At 33.7% G+C, this 19,363-nt stretch carries 16 protein-coding genes; 3 read left to right on the plus strand and 13 right to left on the minus strand.

The features are described 5' to 3' along the window. Positions 1-172: 172 nt before the first annotated feature. The 7 genes from brnQ to E1I69_RS07505 all read right to left on the minus strand — a co-directional run bounded on the left by brnQ (position 173) and on the right by E1I69_RS07505 (position 7,626). A complete protein-coding gene (gene brnQ / locus E1I69_RS07475) occupies positions 173-1,480 on the minus strand; it encodes a branched-chain amino acid transport system II carrier protein (protein WP_136378983.1) in 1,308 nt (435 codons plus the stop codon). A gap of 562 nt (positions 1,481-2,042) precedes the next feature. After that, the gene (locus E1I69_RS07480; RefSeq protein WP_136378984.1) at positions 2,043-2,669 is read right to left on the minus strand and encodes a hypothetical protein; all 627 of its coding nucleotides are present in this window, start codon (positions 2,667-2,669) and stop codon (positions 2,043-2,045) included. Between the two features lie 316 nt (positions 2,670-2,985). After that, positions 2,986-3,723, minus strand: a complete 738-nt coding sequence (truA, locus tag E1I69_RS07485; protein WP_136378985.1) for a tRNA pseudouridine(38-40) synthase TruA — start codon at positions 3,721-3,723, stop codon at positions 2,986-2,988. A 55-nt stretch (positions 3,724-3,778) separates the two neighbouring features. Next, complete coding sequence (locus E1I69_RS07490; RefSeq protein WP_136378986.1) at positions 3,779-5,584, minus strand: YecA family protein; 1,806 nt, start codon at positions 5,582-5,584, stop codon at positions 3,779-3,781. 157 nt (positions 5,585-5,741) lie between these two features. Beyond that, positions 5,742-6,092, minus strand: a complete 351-nt coding sequence (locus E1I69_RS07495) for a type II toxin-antitoxin system RelE/ParE family toxin (RefSeq protein ID WP_136378987.1) — start codon at positions 6,090-6,092, stop codon at positions 5,742-5,744. A gap of 2 nt (positions 6,093-6,094) precedes the next feature. Continuing rightward, on the minus strand, positions 6,095-6,340 hold the full coding sequence (locus E1I69_RS07500; RefSeq protein WP_136378988.1) for a type II toxin-antitoxin system prevent-host-death family antitoxin: 246 nt from the start codon (positions 6,338-6,340) through the stop codon (positions 6,095-6,097). Between the two features lie 332 nt (positions 6,341-6,672). Next, a complete protein-coding gene (locus E1I69_RS07505; RefSeq protein ID WP_136378989.1) occupies positions 6,673-7,626 on the minus strand; it encodes a zinc-binding dehydrogenase in 954 nt (317 codons plus the stop codon). Between the two features lie 154 nt (positions 7,627-7,780). On the opposite strand from E1I69_RS07505, the gene E1I69_RS07510 reads away from it, so the two are divergent. Together E1I69_RS07510 and E1I69_RS07520 are read left to right on the plus strand one after the other, a co-directional pair. Then, entirely contained in the window at positions 7,781-8,377 is a 597-nt protein-coding gene (locus E1I69_RS07510; RefSeq protein ID WP_136378990.1) for a TetR/AcrR family transcriptional regulator, read from the plus strand. An 845-nt stretch (positions 8,378-9,222) separates the two neighbouring features. Then, the gene (locus E1I69_RS07520; RefSeq protein WP_136378992.1) at positions 9,223-9,780 is read left to right on the plus strand and encodes a DoxX family membrane protein; all 558 of its coding nucleotides are present in this window, start codon (positions 9,223-9,225) and stop codon (positions 9,778-9,780) included. Positions 9,781-10,098: 318 nt separating this feature from the next. Here E1I69_RS07520 and E1I69_RS07525 read toward each other — a convergent pair whose 3' ends face one another. From E1I69_RS07525 to E1I69_RS07550, 6 genes are all read right to left on the minus strand, one after another. Beyond that, the gene (locus E1I69_RS07525; RefSeq protein WP_161974856.1) at positions 10,099-10,578 is read right to left on the minus strand and encodes a hypothetical protein; all 480 of its coding nucleotides are present in this window, start codon (positions 10,576-10,578) and stop codon (positions 10,099-10,101) included. A gap of 350 nt (positions 10,579-10,928) precedes the next feature. Next, positions 10,929-11,741, minus strand: coding sequence for a ribosomal-processing cysteine protease Prp (locus E1I69_RS07530; protein WP_136378994.1), 813 nt, complete (start codon positions 11,739-11,741; stop codon positions 10,929-10,931). Beyond that, on the minus strand, positions 11,731-13,524 hold the full coding sequence (locus tag E1I69_RS07535; RefSeq protein WP_136378995.1) for a ThiF family adenylyltransferase: 1,794 nt from the start codon (positions 13,522-13,524) through the stop codon (positions 11,731-11,733). Before E1I69_RS07535 ends, E1I69_RS07530 begins: the two co-directional genes overlap by 11 nt. Continuing rightward, a complete protein-coding gene (locus tag E1I69_RS07540) occupies positions 13,508-14,491 on the minus strand; it encodes a CBASS cGAMP synthase (RefSeq protein WP_136378996.1) in 984 nt (327 codons plus the stop codon). The genes E1I69_RS07535 and E1I69_RS07540 overlap by 17 nt, the downstream gene beginning before the upstream one ends. A gap of 5 nt (positions 14,492-14,496) precedes the next feature. After that, positions 14,497-15,501 (minus strand): CBASS cGAMP-activated phospholipase, encoded by a 1,005-nt coding sequence (locus E1I69_RS07545; RefSeq protein WP_136378997.1) that lies wholly within the window; start codon positions 15,499-15,501, stop codon positions 14,497-14,499. Between the two features lie 537 nt (positions 15,502-16,038). After that, positions 16,039-17,685 carry a restriction endonuclease gene (locus E1I69_RS07550; protein WP_136378998.1) on the minus strand — a complete coding sequence of 549 codons (1,647 nt, stop codon included), beginning with the start codon at positions 17,683-17,685 and terminating at the stop codon, positions 16,039-16,041. Positions 17,686-18,009: 324 nt separating this feature from the next. Here E1I69_RS07550 and E1I69_RS07555 point away from each other — a divergent pair, with 324 nt between their 5' ends. Further along, complete coding sequence (locus tag E1I69_RS07555) at positions 18,010-19,254, plus strand: hypothetical protein (protein ID WP_136378999.1); 1,245 nt, start codon at positions 18,010-18,012, stop codon at positions 19,252-19,254. Positions 19,255-19,363 lie beyond the last annotated feature (109 nt).

The raw sequence follows: 19,363 nt of genomic DNA on the forward strand, positions 1-19,363 counted from the left end.
GGGTTTTGGCAATGTATGTTTTTGGGAATACCAAGGGAACATCGAATTTTAAGAGTGCTCGGCACTCCCCAATTTTTTGTTTCACAGAAGCCTCCACGAAAAAAAAGATGCCTGGCAAACAGTGTAACATAACCAGTTAAACACTGTTGTCAGGCAAGATTGGTTTATTTTTTTAACTAGCAATCGACTGCTTTGTAGATTTCTCCTTCTCTATAAACCTTCCAATGATTGCTCCACCGATGAATCCAATTATTGCTGGAATTAACCATGCGAACCCATTACTGCTCAATGGAATCATCCCAATTAAACGAGATATAAATGGTATATTTATAGCCGCTGTCAATGCTTGAGCAACGCTAATAATCACTGTTAATAACACGGCACCTTGAAAGGAGGCAGCGTTTGGTAAGTGCTTATGGAAAATCCCAACCAATATGACCACGATACAAATCGGATAGATTGCCTCATAAAGCGGAGTTGCTAAAAATACGATTCGATCTACACCTAATAATGCAATGGCAATGCCAAGGACGCAAACGATGGCCGCTGTTGTTTTATAACTTAGCTTTCCATTTGTGAAACCATCAAAAAATTGAGCAACAGCTGTAGTCAAGCCAATCGCAGTAGTCAGACATGCTAATGCCACCACAATCCCTAATCCGTAGAGCCCGCCTGTACCTAATATCGATTCTACAATTCCTAATAATAGTTCAGCCCTATCTACGTTTTGAGGATACATCCCACTAACTGAAGCCCCTAAATATAAAAGACCCGAATAGATGATAACTAAAAAGATAAAGGCGATAAGCCCGGCAAATGCGGTCATTTTATTTCTTTCCTTTACAGACCGGTATCCTTTGCCAACAATATGTGAAATAAACACACTTGCAACCATAAAACTTACTAATAAGTCTCCTGTTTGATATCCGCCAAGAAATGCATTAACAAAACTACTTGAAATTTCTGTGTCCACTGGTTGTCCAACTGGATTAATGACTCCACTTATGATGATAGCAATTAAAATGACAACTAATGCAGGTGTTAAAAAAGTTCCCACTTTATCGATAACATTGTTCCTGTCATTTACAAAATAATAAGTTAACGCGAAGAAAATGATAACAATAGGTGCTGCTGGAATCGATGGGAAAACTGCCTGAAAACCTAATTCATGGGTAACAGCCCCCGTTCTCGGTATGGCGATAAAGCTTGAAAATAACATGATGCCCAGGAGTATCCATTGCGAAAATTTAGGATGCACTTTTTTAGTCAGTTGATCTACAGTACCACCTGCATAAGCGATAATATAAATCGCCATTATAGGGAAAAAGACCCCTGTAATAATGAATCCGATGTTCCCGCTAAGCCAGCCCGTCCCGGACTGTAGCCCTAAAAATGGTGGAAAAATTAAATTCCCTGCCCCAAAAAATGTGGCAAAAAGCGCAAGCCCAATAATACTACTATCTTTTAGAGTTTTTTTCATATGTAAGTCAGCCTTTCTCTTTTAATGTCTCAATTTGCTTGAATCCTTTTCTAAGTAGTACATATTTCATAAATATTAGGAAATAGTATAAACTATCTTCTTCCAATAATTGATTCTACTATTCCTCCTTTTCTGAAAAGTCTGGATGCACTTCACCTGATTGTCGCGCTCACTAAACCCCAGGTAGGTTAGCCTCGCTTTGTTCTCAAGAGGTGAACTTAACCTATTATACGTTTTTACTTTTTTAGAATCATATTTTGTTAGTCAAATATTTTTATAATATACCATATATTTTTAAATAGTGGAAATTTTGAGAATGAAGGATAGTACTGTGGGTCACACCGATATGGTTCACAATCATATTTGAGAGGCAAAAAATTTGCATAGAGACAAAGTCTAACGAGTTCAGTTTATAGAGAGAAGAACGTATTATACACATAAATTTTGCAAGTAAATTTCCACAAAATTAATAAAGTACCCTTTAGGTAGACGCTTTTTGAATGTCTACTCTACAGGGTACAGTTAGCTAAAATGATTGGTCTAAATCCACAACTCAGGTTGGCTAAATGTGATACAAAAGATCAGCAACTACTAAAATTATTTCCTTAGTTCCAGGATGGAAAGTAAAAATCAAATGAAATTTACCTTGAACACCTACATCATAAAAACCTCCCAACCCCGAAAAATTCTCCTTCAATAAGTCACTCGTTACATTGTATACATAACGCTTTTCATCTAATTTAAATTCTTCCTGCACAACAGAGTCTTTTGGTAAATGATCCTTTAATAATTGGAATGCCTCCTCTGGTGTGGTAGGATTTTCTTCTCCCTGAAAGTAATACGTAGATTTTACACAGATTCCATTATCCCCTAAACAATTGACTTTTATATCATCAAGTACATATTCACGGGAAACGGAACTCGTTTCAACCAACTCCATTTGTTTTTCTATAAATGAATACGAGTCCATTATGCCTCCTTTAAGACTGGTTGAAACTTCATCCTCTGGTAACTTATCAGCCTCAACTTCAGCCTCAGGTAATTGATCAACCCCAGCTTCAGTAGGATCCGTTACATGCCAAACCTCATCATCTTGCTTTGGGCTATCGTCTTTTCCAAAATAAAAAAAGATCATAACTACAGCAATACACAAAACCAAATAACTAAGGAACCTGACAATCTTTTTCAAATGGCTTTCTCCCCCTCGAAAAAACTACTATCTAAAATTGGCGGCTAGTTCTAACAATTTATTAAAGTCTATGAATATAATATCAACAAAATTAACTTTTCTCAATATTCAGTCGTATAACACGTACTTAATTTGACTATTCAGACATAAAAAAGTGCATGACCACCAATGCATGAACGCTTTAGTTTACTGAAGGTCAGGCACTGTAATTTACTTATTCATCACCAACTTTGCAACTGCCTCAACATGTCCGGATTGTATGTAGCATTACATGGAGTGCTGGTGACTATAGCACGTAAAAAAAGAAGGAGAAGGTTTAAAATCCAACCTTCTCCAAATACAACCCCTCAGCATCTGCCATACGACCTGTTTGAATTCTTTCTTTAGATTCAAGAATACTTGGTATTGCAGTAGCGTCTTTTTCACCTAACCCTACTTCAATTAACGTTCCTACAATTTTTCTCACCATATTGTAAAGGAAGCCATTGCCTCGCACTTTGATTTCGATAAAACCCGCATTTTTCTTTATCTCAAGTGAGTATATTTCTCGCACCATCGACTTTTTCTTCGACTTGGCATTTGAATAAGAAGTAAAGTCATGCTTTCCTAAAAAATGTTGAGATGCTTTTCTCATTTTTTCGATATCCAGCTTTTCCTCTACATGCATACTGTACTTTCGCATGAAGGGATGTGTATATGGCTCGTTCCAAATCTTATATAAATAGGTTTTATCTTTCGCATTATAGCGTGCATGAAAACGATCGTGAACGAACGTTACATCCACAACGCTAATGTCATTGGGAAGATATCTGTTTAAATACTGCATCACTTCATCTTCCGTTGCGTGTTTGCGCATCTTAAAATTAGCGATCTGAGCAAAAGCATGTACACCTGCATCCGTTCTTCCAGATCCAATGATTTCAATCTTTTCTCCTGCCAGCTCTGTTAATACATTTTCAATTTTCCCTTGAATCGTATTGTCACCATCACCCAGTCGCTGCCACCCCTTATAACGGCCGCCATCATACTGAATGGTTAATTTATAATTGTTCATTGCTTTCTCCTTGTGTAATTACTTTATTGCTTAGTTATCTACAGTAGTTTGTTATTTACTTTATCATTTCGGTTTCCCTTCCAAGCGTAGCCATTTGTTTAGCATGTTGAAACTTCTTTTCTTTTTCCAACCATTTTGTTAATGCTTTTATCGTAGAGGCCATATCTTGTAGCTTTGTTTTACTGACTCTATCATTTATCTTATATATTCCATTTGAAAGAAACTCTTGCCAAAAAGAAAAATTACACTCGTCCCAATTCTTTACTTTGCTTCTTTCCAAAACTTCTCTTATATCATAAAGACTATTTTGGTATTTTCTTTTAGTACCTTCAGACATCCCATCGGTTTTTTCTTTATAAAAATTAATGAGATCCTTTGTATAGAAGTTATCAATCGTTTTCGGAGTAAAGCCTAAGTTTTCATAAATCGGTATATCCTGTTCCAAAATAACCGTTTTACGTTGTTCCTCATTAAGTACCGGAAGAAGTTTTGAATGACGCTGCTTTCCGCCTGTAACAAAAGGTGAAAACTCCAAGCCTAATTCTCTTCTTACAGTATTAAAATCAGCTGTGATCTCTACATTTCCATATTGTTGATAAACAAGGAGATATGAGGCATATTCCGATTGTTTTAACCATACTTCAGCTAAATCTTCCTTTCCCTTTTCAACTAATTGCCTTAATGACAAATTATCAAACATTGGAATCGGCTCATCTACTTGTAAATTCCATTTATTTTGAGCAATTATTGCAAAATATTCTGGTACACCCTTTTCAAAAGAAAGTGATAGTTGTTGCACTTCAGCATTTAACGGTAAGGTAATTCGTTCCTCTTGATCATCTACCAACTGAAATGCTCCTCTAGCCTTTTGCAGTTTTTTTAGAAACTGGTTAACGATACTCAGGTTAGTAGAGACAAAGGTTAATGATTTGTTTTTAAGTTCCATGCTGGCCAGAACTTCCCCAATATGAAGATTGCCCTCTAGTTCACTATCTTTATAAATTTGTATATTATCCAGCCAAACTAGTTTTTTATTAGAATCCTCCCAAGTATCAATCATCAAACATTCTTCGTTATATAAGAAATTCTCCCCAACCACTTTGTCATTAAGTAGGAATTTATAAGTATATTGAACCAATTCCTTTTCACCTAAATCTTCGTCTCTTTCATCTCGTAAAGCTACCAGTAATTCAGGATAGTACTCAATAAATATTTGTTCGTGATCCAGTCCTGTTTGCTTCATTAGACTTTGTACTAAAATTGTCGCTTTATGAAATCCATTTGGACTTGCAAGAGTTCTAACACCATTAAAATAAAATTCGTCTTCGAATAGTTCAAGTAAAGCTAACGTACTATACCAGGGAGTAAGGAATTGAATATTTTCATGATAGGCAGATACTAGAAACTTTTCTTTTGTGAAAAAGTCCAGAAAAACTACCTGAGAATCCGTTTTATCAATAGCTTGAACAAGCCTTGGTCTAAGCTCGTCCCATCTTTTAGCCATTACTAGCTCTTCCCCTGAGAGTCGCTGCCCTTTTTCGGTTAAAAACCACTCAATCCCACGCATACCATTTTCATAACGGTAGAAAAAATAGAGCCAAAAGTCAAAAAGTCCACCTAGGTCTTTATCAGACTTCAATTTTGCTCTATCTTTAAATTCGGATTTCAATCGGTAATAAAGATTACCTGAAACATTCTCATAGATAAAGTCACTGAGTAGATTCACTAGACTAAGCTTTTGTTGATAAAATTGCTCTACTTTAAATTCTCGTAACTGCACGACGTTATTCTTTTTCATACAACATTTCTTATACTTTTTCCCACTCCCACAAGGACATGGATCATTTCTTCCAACTGTCATTCATATTCCTCTTTCTGCTTTAAATAAAATATAAACGGTATTTACGCTTCGCTTGGAAGCAGCCTGACCCCAAGTGCGTTACTACTTTAGCTTACTGGGGATCAGGCACCTCTACCCTATTAAACAAAGCAGTCCTTATTGACTGCTTTTACTAAAATTATTCATTGTTATTCTTATAATCTTTAATAGGTTCAGAACTAATTCCAAATAATTGCTGCATGTAATTCTGCCTTTCATTTAACACACGTATAATTCGAATTTTATCTAACTCAAGACGGTAAAATACATAATTCTTTTCCGAAAACAAGTATCTGTATTCTGTTGGAACATTAATGACCTTTCCCAAATCAATACCTGAAAACGGATATTGTTCGAGTCTTCTAATATCGGATGTAATCTTTTTCAGGACTTTTATCGTAACATCCTCTCCCCAATCATTAGATATATAATTACGGATATTTTGTTGTAAGTCTTCCAATGCAGCTGGTGAATATTCTACCTTTAGCATAGTTATAAACCTAAGTGCGTTTCAACATCATCTGAAGACAACCATCCTTGTTCTCTGGCTAATTTCTCTCCGGCCTCTAGTTTTGTCAATAATTTGACTGCAGCTTTTAATTTATCTAATTCCTCAAGTTTTACTATTGCGTATTCTCCACGTCCGTTTCTAGTTAAGTAAACTGGACTACCTTCTGCAACTTCATTGAGTACCTCTGTGTAATTTCTTAAATCTGAAACCGGCTTAATATTTGTCATAGTCACATCCCCTTATAATTAGTATACGTCATATGTTGTAAAATAACACCTCAAACTAACATGTTTTTTTGCAGCAACCCCTGTTATCAGTGGCGCTGGATTAAGACGTTCACATTCAATAAAGACATCGAAAGTAAGGCCTGACCCCCAGTACGCTAATGCTCTAATACAAAGGGGGGGAGTCCCTTTAATTATTTGCTTTTATGATATTTTTAGTTTTGTGTACTGAAAATATAAAAGCCTGTGAAATTTACGACAAAATTTCACAGGCTTTTTCATTTTAGAGGATTGTTTTATCCCAACCTCTATCTTTATAAAAAGTAAACGTACATTTATTCAAATACTGCTACTAAGCGTCCTTTTACTTCATGATTTTTCAGTTTTTCAATCCCTTTGTCGACCTCTTCAAACGGGATTGTGATAAGAGCTGGACTCATTTTTCCAGTAGCGAAGCAATCATATACACCTTTTAAGTCTTCTACGGAACCACCATTGCTTCCTAAAAGCTTAATTTCTTTTGTAATCATTAAGTAAGTATTGATAGTAGATTCTAATTTACCCATACCAACAATGACAACTGTTCCTTTTGGTCTTACAGCTTCTAGTGCGTCAGAAGTTGTTTGTCCAAATCCAGCAAAGTCAACAATGACGTCACATTCTGCTTCTTTCATATCTAGAACAGTATCGTAAACTTTATTAGCTCCTAGTTCTTCAGCAAGTTTTCGAGCTTCTGGAGATACATCTGTAGCGTATACTTCGCAACCTTTAATCAATGCCATTTGTAGAGCAAATTGACCAAGTCCACCGATACCGATAATTCCTAATTTCGTACCTTCTTTTGCTTGTCCAATACTGAAAAGAGCACGATACGCTGTGATTCCAGCATCTGTTGAAGCTGCCCCTTCTACAAAGGAAACGCCTTCAGGAATGATCACTAATTGATCTGCTGGAACACGTACTTTTTCTGCATACCCACCGTCATAGTTATACCCAGCAGTTACTTTTGTTTCTCTATTCATTGGGTTAGCCCCAACGCGGTCACCAACTTTAATACTTTCAACGCCTTCACCCACTTCAATAACAACCCCAGCAAACTCATGCCCCATAATAACAGGACCATTTGGGAAAAGTGGCATCCAGCCTGGATCTTGTAATGCTGCAACGTCTGAATGGCATAGACCAGCAGCTTTAACGTCAATCACAACGTGACCTGGAATCGCTTTCGGATCTTCTTTTTCAATCAATTCTAGTGGTTTATTTGTACCTGAAAATAGCCAACCTCTCATACTATCTCCTCCAAATTGTTCAAATATTATTTTTTAATAATTCTATCTACACTTATAGTTTACTAGGTTTCGCTTTCTGTAAACCATCCTTAATATTTGCTATAATGTTGAAGAAACCAACATTTTCATCAAATCTGTCTAATAGGAGAGGAATATGATGAAATCCAATTCCACCCAAGCGATACGGACAAAGAATTTCTTAAAAAAGGCATTTATTGAAATGGTACATAAAAAGGGATTTAGTGCTGTTACGGTGAAGGACATCGTTGATTATGCGCAATATAATCGAACAACCTATTATGTGTATTATCAAAACATATACGAGCTTGTTGAAGAGTTAATGGATGAGATGTTTGAATCCATTCAGTATTACAGCATGTCTAAATACCAAAGCGAGAGTCGGGTAAAAGTAGAAGAGTTAACAACAAACTCCTTCGATTTGTTGTATTATATTTACGATCACCGTGATTACTTTACATTATTATTTTTAGAAGATACCTTGCCACATATTCACCAGCAACTGCCTGAAGCGATATTTAATTTATTGAAAAATAAATTTGATATTCAATACGATGTGTCTTCTGTTGATGATTACCACCAAAAACGTTATATGGCATATGGTACGGCGGGGCTAATTACGGACTGGATTGCGCATGATTTTGATGTGACACCCGGTGAAATGACAGATCGTCTCATACGTATTTTAAATACCTTTGCAAGAGGGTTTGTTATAAAAGAAATTGACACTTAACAAACGTTAGAAATATGTATTTTCATATGTTGCGTGAATAGATGATTATTAATAACCTTGTAAATTAAAGAAAATGACGTTTGCCAATTCATACGATATTTCTTATATCATCATTTAAAATTAGTTGGGAGATATACTCACCTTTATAAGTAAAAAGAACGAATTCCACCAAAAATTGGAATTCGTTCTTTTAATGTAATTATGATAACTCCAACTGCGCTACCGCTTCGACTTGGCTTGAGTGCTAATTCCCAGATTATTTTAAAACTAACTGCAACACACACTCCACATGGCTTGAGTGGTGATTGCAGACACATTGATGTAGTAGTGTTTACCTTTTTCACTTGTATTTACTTATGATGAGGTTCTCCGTAATTGACCAAAATGATTTATACAAAGAACCATAACACATACTTAGCATAAAAAATCATCCAATATCTTCCCTGCCGTTAGTGTGTCGAAGCAAAAGCAGTGGAGGTTGAAAGGAATGCTAGCAATGTCTGAAGTTAATTGTATCAAAATATTACAACTCATAACTCTCAACCTATAAATGAAATTTAAAAACATTTGGGATCAATTGGCGAACTGCAAATATGAATATGATGTTCATTTTCTTCATATAATTAACCATATTTTAACCCTACTGTAACTTGTATCAATGGAATATTTTGTACAATAAAACTAAAAAGTTTAGGAAAACGGTAGGCGTTGTTATTAAAAGAGACTATTGATGATTTGGTTGGGATGACGGAAAAAAGGCGCCTAATCTCAAACAAATTAAGAATGGCCCCCAATGGAGATATTTTCCTGTTATAATCTATGTGATTAGGAAAGGAGGAAGTTTGATGGGAAGAAATAGCATTAAAACAGGAAATGAAATTATTATTCCAGAAAATCCTGTATCCTCGTATTTATTTAACAACACACGTTCTGCTTGGATTTGGTTAATTATCCGTTTGTATGTTGGATACATTTGGTTGACTTCAGGATTAGGTAAATTTGGAAACCCAGCTTGGACAGGAGAAAATGCCGGTACAGCCATTAAAGGCTTTGTTGGTGGAGCGATTGAAAAATCAGAAACTAGCGGTGATGTTGTAGGCTGGTATGCAATGTTTTTAGAAAACATGGTACTGCCAAATGCAACTGTCTTTTCCTATATGGTTGTATTTGGAGAAATAGCAGTTGGCTTAGGATTAATCTTAGGACTGCTCACAGGAATTGCTGCTTTCTTCGGAAGTATTATGAATGCTACATTTTTATTTGCAGGTACATTAAGTGCAAACCCTGTACTCTTTATTCTTGCAACCTGGCTAGTTCTAGCTTGGAAGGTAGCAGGCTGGTATGGACTAGACCGCTGGGCATTACCACGTTTAGGTACACCATGGACACGAAACAAACAATAAATTTAGTCACCATCTTTTTTATCACCAGAAGCAGGATTTCCACTTAACAGGAACCTGCTTCTTCTTTTATAATCACTTCACATAAAGACTTGATTCTTTTCCTACATTTGTTTCCAGTACCATTTCAATGAAATTGAAATATTAGATTTTTTGATAGTCTAAGAGATGTTAGGATATTGACATTGTAGTCTCCATAGTGTCATCTGCTAGCACGATGAAGTTGTATTGAGAACCTAGAGAAACGTCTAAGCAAGTGGCAATACTTCCTAAAGCAACGAAAATAGCTCAGATTTTTTGGATGTTTCTTTTCGCTGCTTGCTAATACTTTCCGCGAAATATTCCTCTTCTTCTTCTAATTCCTGATAGTATAACTCCTCCAATTTTTCTGGTTAATACCCCGTAAAAATAGGCAAATGGATTATCAACTGTATTCCTCTTTAGCTTGATAACCATTTGTTTAAAGGCTTTGATTGATAGCTCAATCATATCTAGACATTTTCCGTCACGGTTGTTTTTACTAGCTGCAATGGTCGACATTTTCCAGTACTCTTCGATTATGCTTGCTTCAGGAAAAAATGGTTTTACTGCTTCCACAAAAGAAACAGGAACCCGATCACTCGTAAATGTGAAATCTAGAGGAGCGTCTTTACGTTCTTTTATATTTTGTTTAGTTTTAAAAGGATTACTAGTTTCATTATGGTGGTTCAAAATTTCCTTTTTAGGTGGTTCATGATGAGTTGAAGTCATTTTAGGGTAACGATTAAACACGTAAAGATTACTTGATTGTGAGCCATTCATCACCAACTCCAAATCACTTTGACCAAAGTTAAAATAATAACTCCATCTATTTCAACACCAACATCGCAACCGCCTCCACATGGCTTGAGTGGTGATCGCAGATAACTCGATGTAGTAGTGTTTACCTTTATGATACGACAGATATTCCAGTTTCCCTAGTAGTTTCAACGAATGATTTAATTTCTTTTTCAACTTAAATACTTTATACATCTTGTTAATTTAAAATCTATTAAATAGTAAAAGAGCAATCCTACTGAATCGCTCTAATAATGGACAGATTGCCAAGTTATAACAGGTTCACTATATATTCAGATTACCGCAATGCTCTTATCTTAATTATTTTATTAAATCTAACCTTTAATTTCTAAATGAATACGATGATAAAGTCCTTTATTTTTCATCTCTTCAATTATCATTGCTACTTGTACTTCCATCGCATCCAATAGCGTTTTAACCTTTTCATCAGCAGTTTCGATATCAGGAATAATAAACCTTATAAAAGCAGGCTCTTTCTCCAAAATATAATCCTTTATATTAGTTAGTGCCATTATCGAATTTATAGTACCAATGAAAATTTGTGAAAAAACGGCATTGTAAATGTCATAACCTTTTCGAGCAAGATTTAAATATCCACTTACTTGATATCCATAAATTTGTTTATATTGGTTTTTATAAATGATAATTTTCAAACCATTTTCCGATTGGATTCTTTCTATCGGAATCATTTCTTTCATTCCTTTTTGTATAACCGCAATATAGGGGCTAATTCTCCCTATAATAACCATAAATAAAAAATCAATTTCCATACGTGAATGTTTCAACATATTTTTAAGTAGTATCTTATCGTCTCTTGATGGTGTTGGAACATCTTCTGGATGTGAATGCCATTCTCCGAGATATATTCTTTCACCTTTTGACTCTTTCCATGCCTGTTCTACGATTTTTTGAGCCCTTTCTACATTTCTAACAAAGTAGAAACGTCCGGACTTATCTTCTATAGATGGCTCTGATATTTGATCAATAATAAATAAATCATTATAAACTTTACCTAATAAAATACCTCCCGACTCATGTTGTGTGTGATTTAATTGCTTATACTTATCAAAAACCTTAGTAACTTCATCGGTAAATACAACAAATTTGTCTCCATACTTATATATCATTGTTTTCTACACTTTCTTTAAAAGTTTCTAGATAATTGTGTCGTATTGAAAAATCAGAAGCCCCCACCCATCGTGGTTCTAAGTATCTTTTATTTTTTCGCTGCTTTGTTAAATTACCCAGCCATGTAAACACAATATTTTCCTTCCTATCCTTTTCCCATTGTTGGCAAATAAATAATAATGTATCAGTAGTAAATTTCTTTAATTCTAATGCACCATACGGAACATAGGAAGTGCTACATCCCAGTTCATATTTTGTATATTGATTTCCATTTTTAAGTACCTGATATTTAAATTTACCTTTATCGAAAAGCGAACTTATATTAATTTCACTGGTAGATTCAATCCATATTGCATGTCCTGCTGCCAAATAAGGTTCTACCCAAATATTTAATACGGGTGGCGTTATAACTCCTTTTAACTGTAACTCATTCATTCTTTGCTCAATTGGTGCATTACTAATAGCAGAAATTATTAAGTCATATGAATTTAATCCTTCAGGATATAACGTCAAAAATGTCGTAATATCTTCATTGCATACATGAATTTGACTAGTAGGATAATGCCTTCTCAATTTGTTTTTTATCGCTTCCGTTTTTTTTGTTCCTACGTCACTAGCACCACAAATATGCCTATTAATATTTTCAAAACTTAACGTATCGTAATCTATTAAAAGCATATGTTGTACACCTATATCAAAAAGCCCTTGAATTAATTGACTTCCTACTGCACCGCAACCTATAACAACGACTTTCCTTTCATGGTTCTTTAAATCGCCATCTCCACCACGTATTTTTAATCTTGAAGCTCTAACATCCTCAACAAAATATTTATTAATTTCTTGTTCAGGAAAATCTCTAATTAATTCTAACCTCCCATTTCGAGTTTTCTTTCTAAATCCTTTTAAATTTCTTTGGGTTCTTTTCCTACCCTTATATAAAAGAGTACTCCTTTTAAATGGTTCAGTATGTTCCCAAATGCCCCATGTATTAATACCGTCTATTTCAATTGAAAACAATACTTTTGATGGTCTGTTTTTTTTATTGAGATAATTAAAATACTCATTTAAATTAGGTAACTCATTTTCTTTTAATAAATGATATATTTCCTTATTATTTTTAGGAAACGGAAATGACATTGGCTTTTTTATAGGTACATATAATGTTTCAGTAATTTCTTCTTCATCATATCTTCCGCCTATATTTTGAATCCATTTTATCGCTTCACTTGCTTTATCAGAAAAAATACCTCTTCGATTTGGGCGTTTCAAATCACACGGAATTAAAAATATTGTTTTTATTTCTTCTGACGGTTCCACTAGTGATAAAAACAAACCAACCTCGCTTTCTTGCAACCAATATGAATTGAACTCTTCTATATATTCATTACCATTTTGTTTTGCAATACCTTTACTCAAAATTTCTAATGATTTTTCCATTGTTATCTCTAATAAACCTATAGGGTTTCGAGGATTGGGACTAGCCACTACATCATCAAAAAGGCATAGCGTTTTAAAAATATCTAAATGGGGTATCGGAAAAACTTTTTCGAAAGAAAGTTTATCTAACTTAACTTGCGGAAAAACGTCTGGAAAATTAAATGGGATATTAATAATTAAGGATACTACTAAATTTTGCACTTGTAGCTTAAGTAGTAGGGAGGCTGGATATTTAACTTTATTTTCAGACTCTATAAGCACTGCACCATAATTAGTTTGCAAGTAATTTATCGCAACTTCCCTATACTTTTCATAAATATTAGTTAATCTATGAAGATCTTCCATAGTTTCCTAACACAGGAGGTTCAGTAGTTTGCAATGCGTATCCTTTATCCATCCTATTTTCTTCCTTTGGAGGTGTATATTTAGGTAATCTGTCTCCAAATACTTTAATCCAAATTTTAGACGCTTCTTCCTTATTTTCTTCCTCTAAAGCCTTCTGACCATTTGTAATTAATGTAGATAGTTTACTTAAAAAATTGTTTTTTGCTGTTTCAGACCAACCTTCTAGTAATTCCTCTTTGGGAAATACAGGTCTATCTAATGAAAAATTCTCATCCAAGGTATCATAAATTTCCTTAGCAACAGCTACAAAAGCAGAATCGTCATTTTCTTCATAACCTTCTACATAATGATTAGCGGTAAGTATTGTGAAAATCATTCCACTTGGGAATTTATCTCCGTTAGCCTTGAAATCCTTCCATGCTTTAAAATAACGTACGATCCGCTTCAATTGATCACTTTTTTCTTTTACTTCATCTGTAAACCACTTAGTTAATTCTTTAGGGTCACTATCAATCCAACCTTTAGATTTATGGGCTAATTTCGGATGTTCCATATCCTTATTTTTTATATAAATAGGTAAATCCACATGATAATCATCTTTATAAATTACACGTATACATGTATTTTTATCTTGTGGTGGGGTGGAAGTTCGATTTTTAACAGCATTCTTAATCCAATTATGTACCGTACTTGTTGCTGGCCAGTCTTCTTCTTCTACATCCGATAAATGCATTAGATAAACACCACTATCCAAATCGTATTCTCCCTCAATTGGATTAATTATTGTATTCATCATATATGAACCTTGTCCCCAGAATTTCGGCTTCGTTACTTTTAGAGTCTCATCGAAATATTTCTGAATATCTTTCCCTACAGCATTTCTAGATTTACGTAAAGATTTCTTTTTTTCTGAACCCAGTTTAATTTCATCATTAAACTTTAAAAATAAATCATTACATTCTGCCATTTAATTCACTCTCCTAATTTATTATTTTGATTAAAAAACTCCTGAATTTCTGAACTGTTTATATATTCTATTGCACTTTGATGTCCCTTCTTGATTAATAAATCAAGAGATTTTTTACTTGATTTATCTAATGCGATTAATTTATTTTCTTTTTTCGTAAGTATAGGTGTTGAAATTCTTAGATAATTTCCTTTTAATGTTTCATTTAGATATTTAATGTGAAAGTCGGTTGATACGCTCAGTAAATCCATCATTAAGGGAAGTAACTTAGTTCCCCACAGTATTACAGGACGTTTAAAAACTTTTAATCTTCTTTTATATGAAAAATTCTCATGTAAAGTGGGAATAGAAAAAAGACTGTATTTCTTATAATTAGTATCTGGTTTATTAATAAAATAACGATACGCTTCTTGAATTCCATGTAAAGAAGGATTGTTAGCGAATAGCCCACCATCCACAAATTGATGTTCAGGATTTGGCATGGTTGTTATGCTCTGAATTGGAAAATATGTAGGAGCAGCAGTAGTAGCAAGTGCAACATCTACTAATGTGTGTCCATTGTCTAAGGTTAAATTCGGGCTATGATCGTTTTTAATTATACGAGGCAGCCCTGTTGTTATGTTCGATACAGGTATTAATACATTTGTTTCACACTCTGCCAAGGTTTTATTGCCAAATACATTAGTGAGTGCTTCTCTTAATCTACTTTCGGGGTATTTTGAACTAAAAAAAGCCTGTTTTATCATGCCCCAAAATCTAAATGGTTTTGTTCTATACGGAAATATCTTTGGTCCATATTCAATGTATAAATTTACAATTTCTTTTGCTGGAATTCCCGCTGCTAATGCTAAAGCAATAATACCACCTGTTGAAGTACCACAAATTAAATCAAAATGCTTACTTAACTTCCCATACTTTTCTTCAAAATCTGCTAAGATTACTGCTGAATACAACCCTTTTATACCACCCCCGTCTATAGATAAAATTTTAAAATTCTCTTCATTTCTCAATACTCAAAACACCACCTAAATTTAGAAGTTCGTTATAATTATTTTACTACATATTTCTGATTAACAGACATAAAAAGGAACAAACGTTTGTGTTTTTTATTTCATAATTACCCTATTAAATTTTTAATTTATACAAGTGATAAATTCATTATCTTTTTATCAATTCCTGTAAATAAACTATGTAGTAACTGTTGCTTAAAAAGACATAAAACTAGCATAATTCGTTTTACGTTATTCTGTATTGGTTACCTCTAAAGCTTAAAACGGCATTATTTCCACTCGTCATAATAGGGGACAATCCCATATTAAAATCACTACGGTCTCTACTTTACCATGATGTTCGCTAACCAACTGATATAGATTATATTCATAGTTACAGGAACTTTAAAAAGGCAACCCCTCAGGTTAGTTGCCTTTCTCTTTTGTGCTGTGAAAAACTCTTTCTCCTTTTATCCCACTCAAACCCATATACCACCGTTCGCCAGAAACATAAACTCACACCATTTTTTGCATCAATTTTCACACTTTTTTCTCTCGTTATTTCTCCTTCATCAATAACTTTGCCTCTTTTAAATCTATTTTTGCCTTATGTCCATGTTTATGGAGTAAATGCAATAGATTATTGCCGTTAAGTAAAGTTAATGGTTTATCTTTGGTAAAATTGTATGCATCAGGACCGAAATCTGCAGTAGAGACTAATATCCCCTTTGTTGCTCCCTCATTCATAACTGTTCCATATAAATCTCGAACCGCTGATACTCCTACAACATTTGTATACCGCTTTGCCTGTATGACAATTTTCCCTCCCCTAATAGGGTCTGGATCGAACGCAACTGCGTCTACTCCACCATCTTTACTCGCTCTTGTGATTTTAACTTCTCCACCAGATGTATTAAATTCTTTCTCGAAAAGTTCTCTTATTAAATGCTCAAAGTCCTGCCAATCCATTGCCGCTAGATTGGTTTCTTCATCAATGTCTCCTGTTACATTATATGAATCAACAAAACGGCTATCTTCCCTATTAATTTTTTGAATAGGTGCAATTGGGGTAAGACTAGATAATTTACTGCTACCGATACCTTTCAGATTCTTAAAACAAGTTTTTGAATCTACCATTTTTAAATTTATTTTATTAAACTCATCTTTTTGTGTTTGAACTGATAATATGCATATATTCTCCTTATTACCAGTTGCCTTGTTAATAGTATTCACCCATCCATTAAACACTATAGAATCTATCGCATTTATTGCATCTGCTTCAAAAAGTTCATGCAAAGTACGCAAAGTAATATCATAGAGTAATTTATCATACATCTTTCTAACTGCAGCCTCGGATAAAAAGGATTCTTTATACTCGTCCTTTGAAGCAATATATTTAACCTCTTTCAAGGTTGGTAAATCTGACATATCAGGTAGTATGTACTCTACAATTACCGTTCTGTTATTCGAATTATAATCAATATCAAAATCTTGAGGGAAATAATCAGGATAGTCAGAATTAGACAAAACCATATCACAATACTCAATTATTGATTCACTTTCACCGGCTAAATATTGTTCCTTTTTCTTTTCAATAGCATCATTTTTCTCTTTCTTCTCAAGTTCAAACTCTTGATTTTTCTCCTCCCATACTCTAAGCTGTTCCTCAAAAACTTCTAGTTCTTTTTCATGCATTGACTTTAAGTCTTCTGTTTCTTGTCTCCAGTTATTTAAAGCGTCTTCAAATATCTTTTTAGATATCCCAATTTTCTTCTGTTTGCTTGAGGAAGAAATTTTATCCCACAAACCTAATTTAGGCGCAAAGTTTTTTCCATCTGGCTCTTTGGGGAACGTCGGCTCCTTAGGTGATAGTGGCTTTGGTACCGAAAAATTAGATACATCTTTTAAAGAATCCCAGTCGATCTTGTCATCTATGTCTAAAGTATGTACTAATGTCTGGTCAATTAATTCAAGTTCATTTAATGCATCTTGTGTCTGTTGCTCTGCCATAGCTTTCTTTTGAGCCTTTTCCATCGCTGCATTTTCACGTTCCCGCTTTTTTCGTTCTGCTGCTTGCTTTTTCTCCCACATTTCGTCCCATTGTTTCAATTGTACATAAGCCTTTTGATCAACTACATACCTATCATTACCTTTAATTACACGATACTTATGTAAACCTTTGTGCTCTATCTCAATGGAATACATTTGGAACACTCCTTACAATTTAGTTATTGGAAAATCCAACCATATATACAGTATATAATAACTAAACTGCATTTTTCGACACTTTCATTAAATCTACTTCTATTTTTAGTATTAGATACATGTGCGGATGAAAAATTAGTATTCTATTTTTATACGTAATGCTATTTATCCAAAGAAAAGAGAGAATTTATTAATGATTACTTAAATCTAGTTGTAACAAATTGCATTTTACGACTATGATTGTAATAAACTTATGAATGTTTTATATGTTCAAGAATAACAGATAGCATCTAAGTTTATTTTGAAATAAAGATGGTGATTAATTTGAAACATAAAAAGACATATAATTTCTTTTTTGATGAATCTTCTCATGATCGAAAAGTAACTAACACAGATAAAGGAATTAATATATATCGCGAGGGAAACAATGATCTTTTCGTAGGAGTGTTTTGGGGAGTAGATAACCGTTTTGAAAAAAAATATAAAGAAAACTATATAGCCATTGAAAACCACGGAAAGGAGCTTCTCGGATTAACTGAAGATCAGGAATTAAAGGGAACGAATATTAATAAGTCTAATTTTAAATATGGAATTACATCGTTCAATAAGAATGCACTGGATTTATATAGTAAAATTTTCAATCTCATTGATAACAATGTAATGCTCCATATCAGTCTCTTTAGTAAAACTGAATTCTTGATTGTCCATTATTTTCGAAGAATTAAATTTCCAAAATATATAATCGTCAATTACCACTCCCTCATCTATTCAATAATAAAATTCTTATTTAATTATCGAAATACAAAGCTATTGCAAAAAATATTTTCTGAAAATCCCCTATCCACTGAGGATTTTCTAACCGAGTTAAAAAATATGTTGAAGGAAATAATCCTCAAAATTCAAAAAGTGAAACGAAAACAAATGGAATTACCTGTTCTGGAAGAACTATTATTCATCTTAGAACAATCTGATATCGTATCATCCCCAAGTAATAAATTTAATTGGGATTATCAAATCCTCTTTGATGGTTTTAATTTATTTTTAGATGAATTATCTATTAAATCTAATAGAATTAATTTAACTCTTGATAAGGAAGGAACAGGAAAAATACTAGAGACAGCAAGAAAACAAGGCTTTAAAAAAGAGATTGAAATAGATTCCAAGGTAGATCCTTGTGTTAGACTTTCAGATCTTTTAAGCAACTTTTTTAATCGTTTATCCTACGCGCTATATGAATCATTAAAGGAGAATGAATTCTATGATTCAAATTCATTTGATTATGAAACCAAACATGTTTTAAATCCCAATTGGTTTAAATTCAATAGTGAAAAGCCCTTTTTATTGTATAAAGCACTATATAACATATTTGCCGAGCGAAAAAATATCTACTGGACTGGTTTCAGTGGAGTCTATTTTGATTATCAAGTTGTGCTCTTTTCCCTAATCAACTATATTGGCGGGGATTATAAAGATTTAAATTCATTTCAAAAACATAGTACAAATTCACATGTAGAAAGATTCAATAATTATTGTGTAAAGAATCTTAAAGGACAAATGGATAAATTTTAATTTTACAGTATTTCAGAAAGATTTTTTCCAATTTTTTTAATTCTAAGTACCATTTCTTCGTATACGTAAAATAAGAGCCGTCCAACTCAGGAAAGGCTCTTTACTCACT

Origin of the sequence: Bacillus timonensis (genome assembly GCF_004799755.1) — a bacterium.
Classification (GTDB): Bacteria; Bacillota; Bacilli; order Bacillales; family Bacillaceae_L; genus Ferdinandcohnia; species Ferdinandcohnia timonensis_A.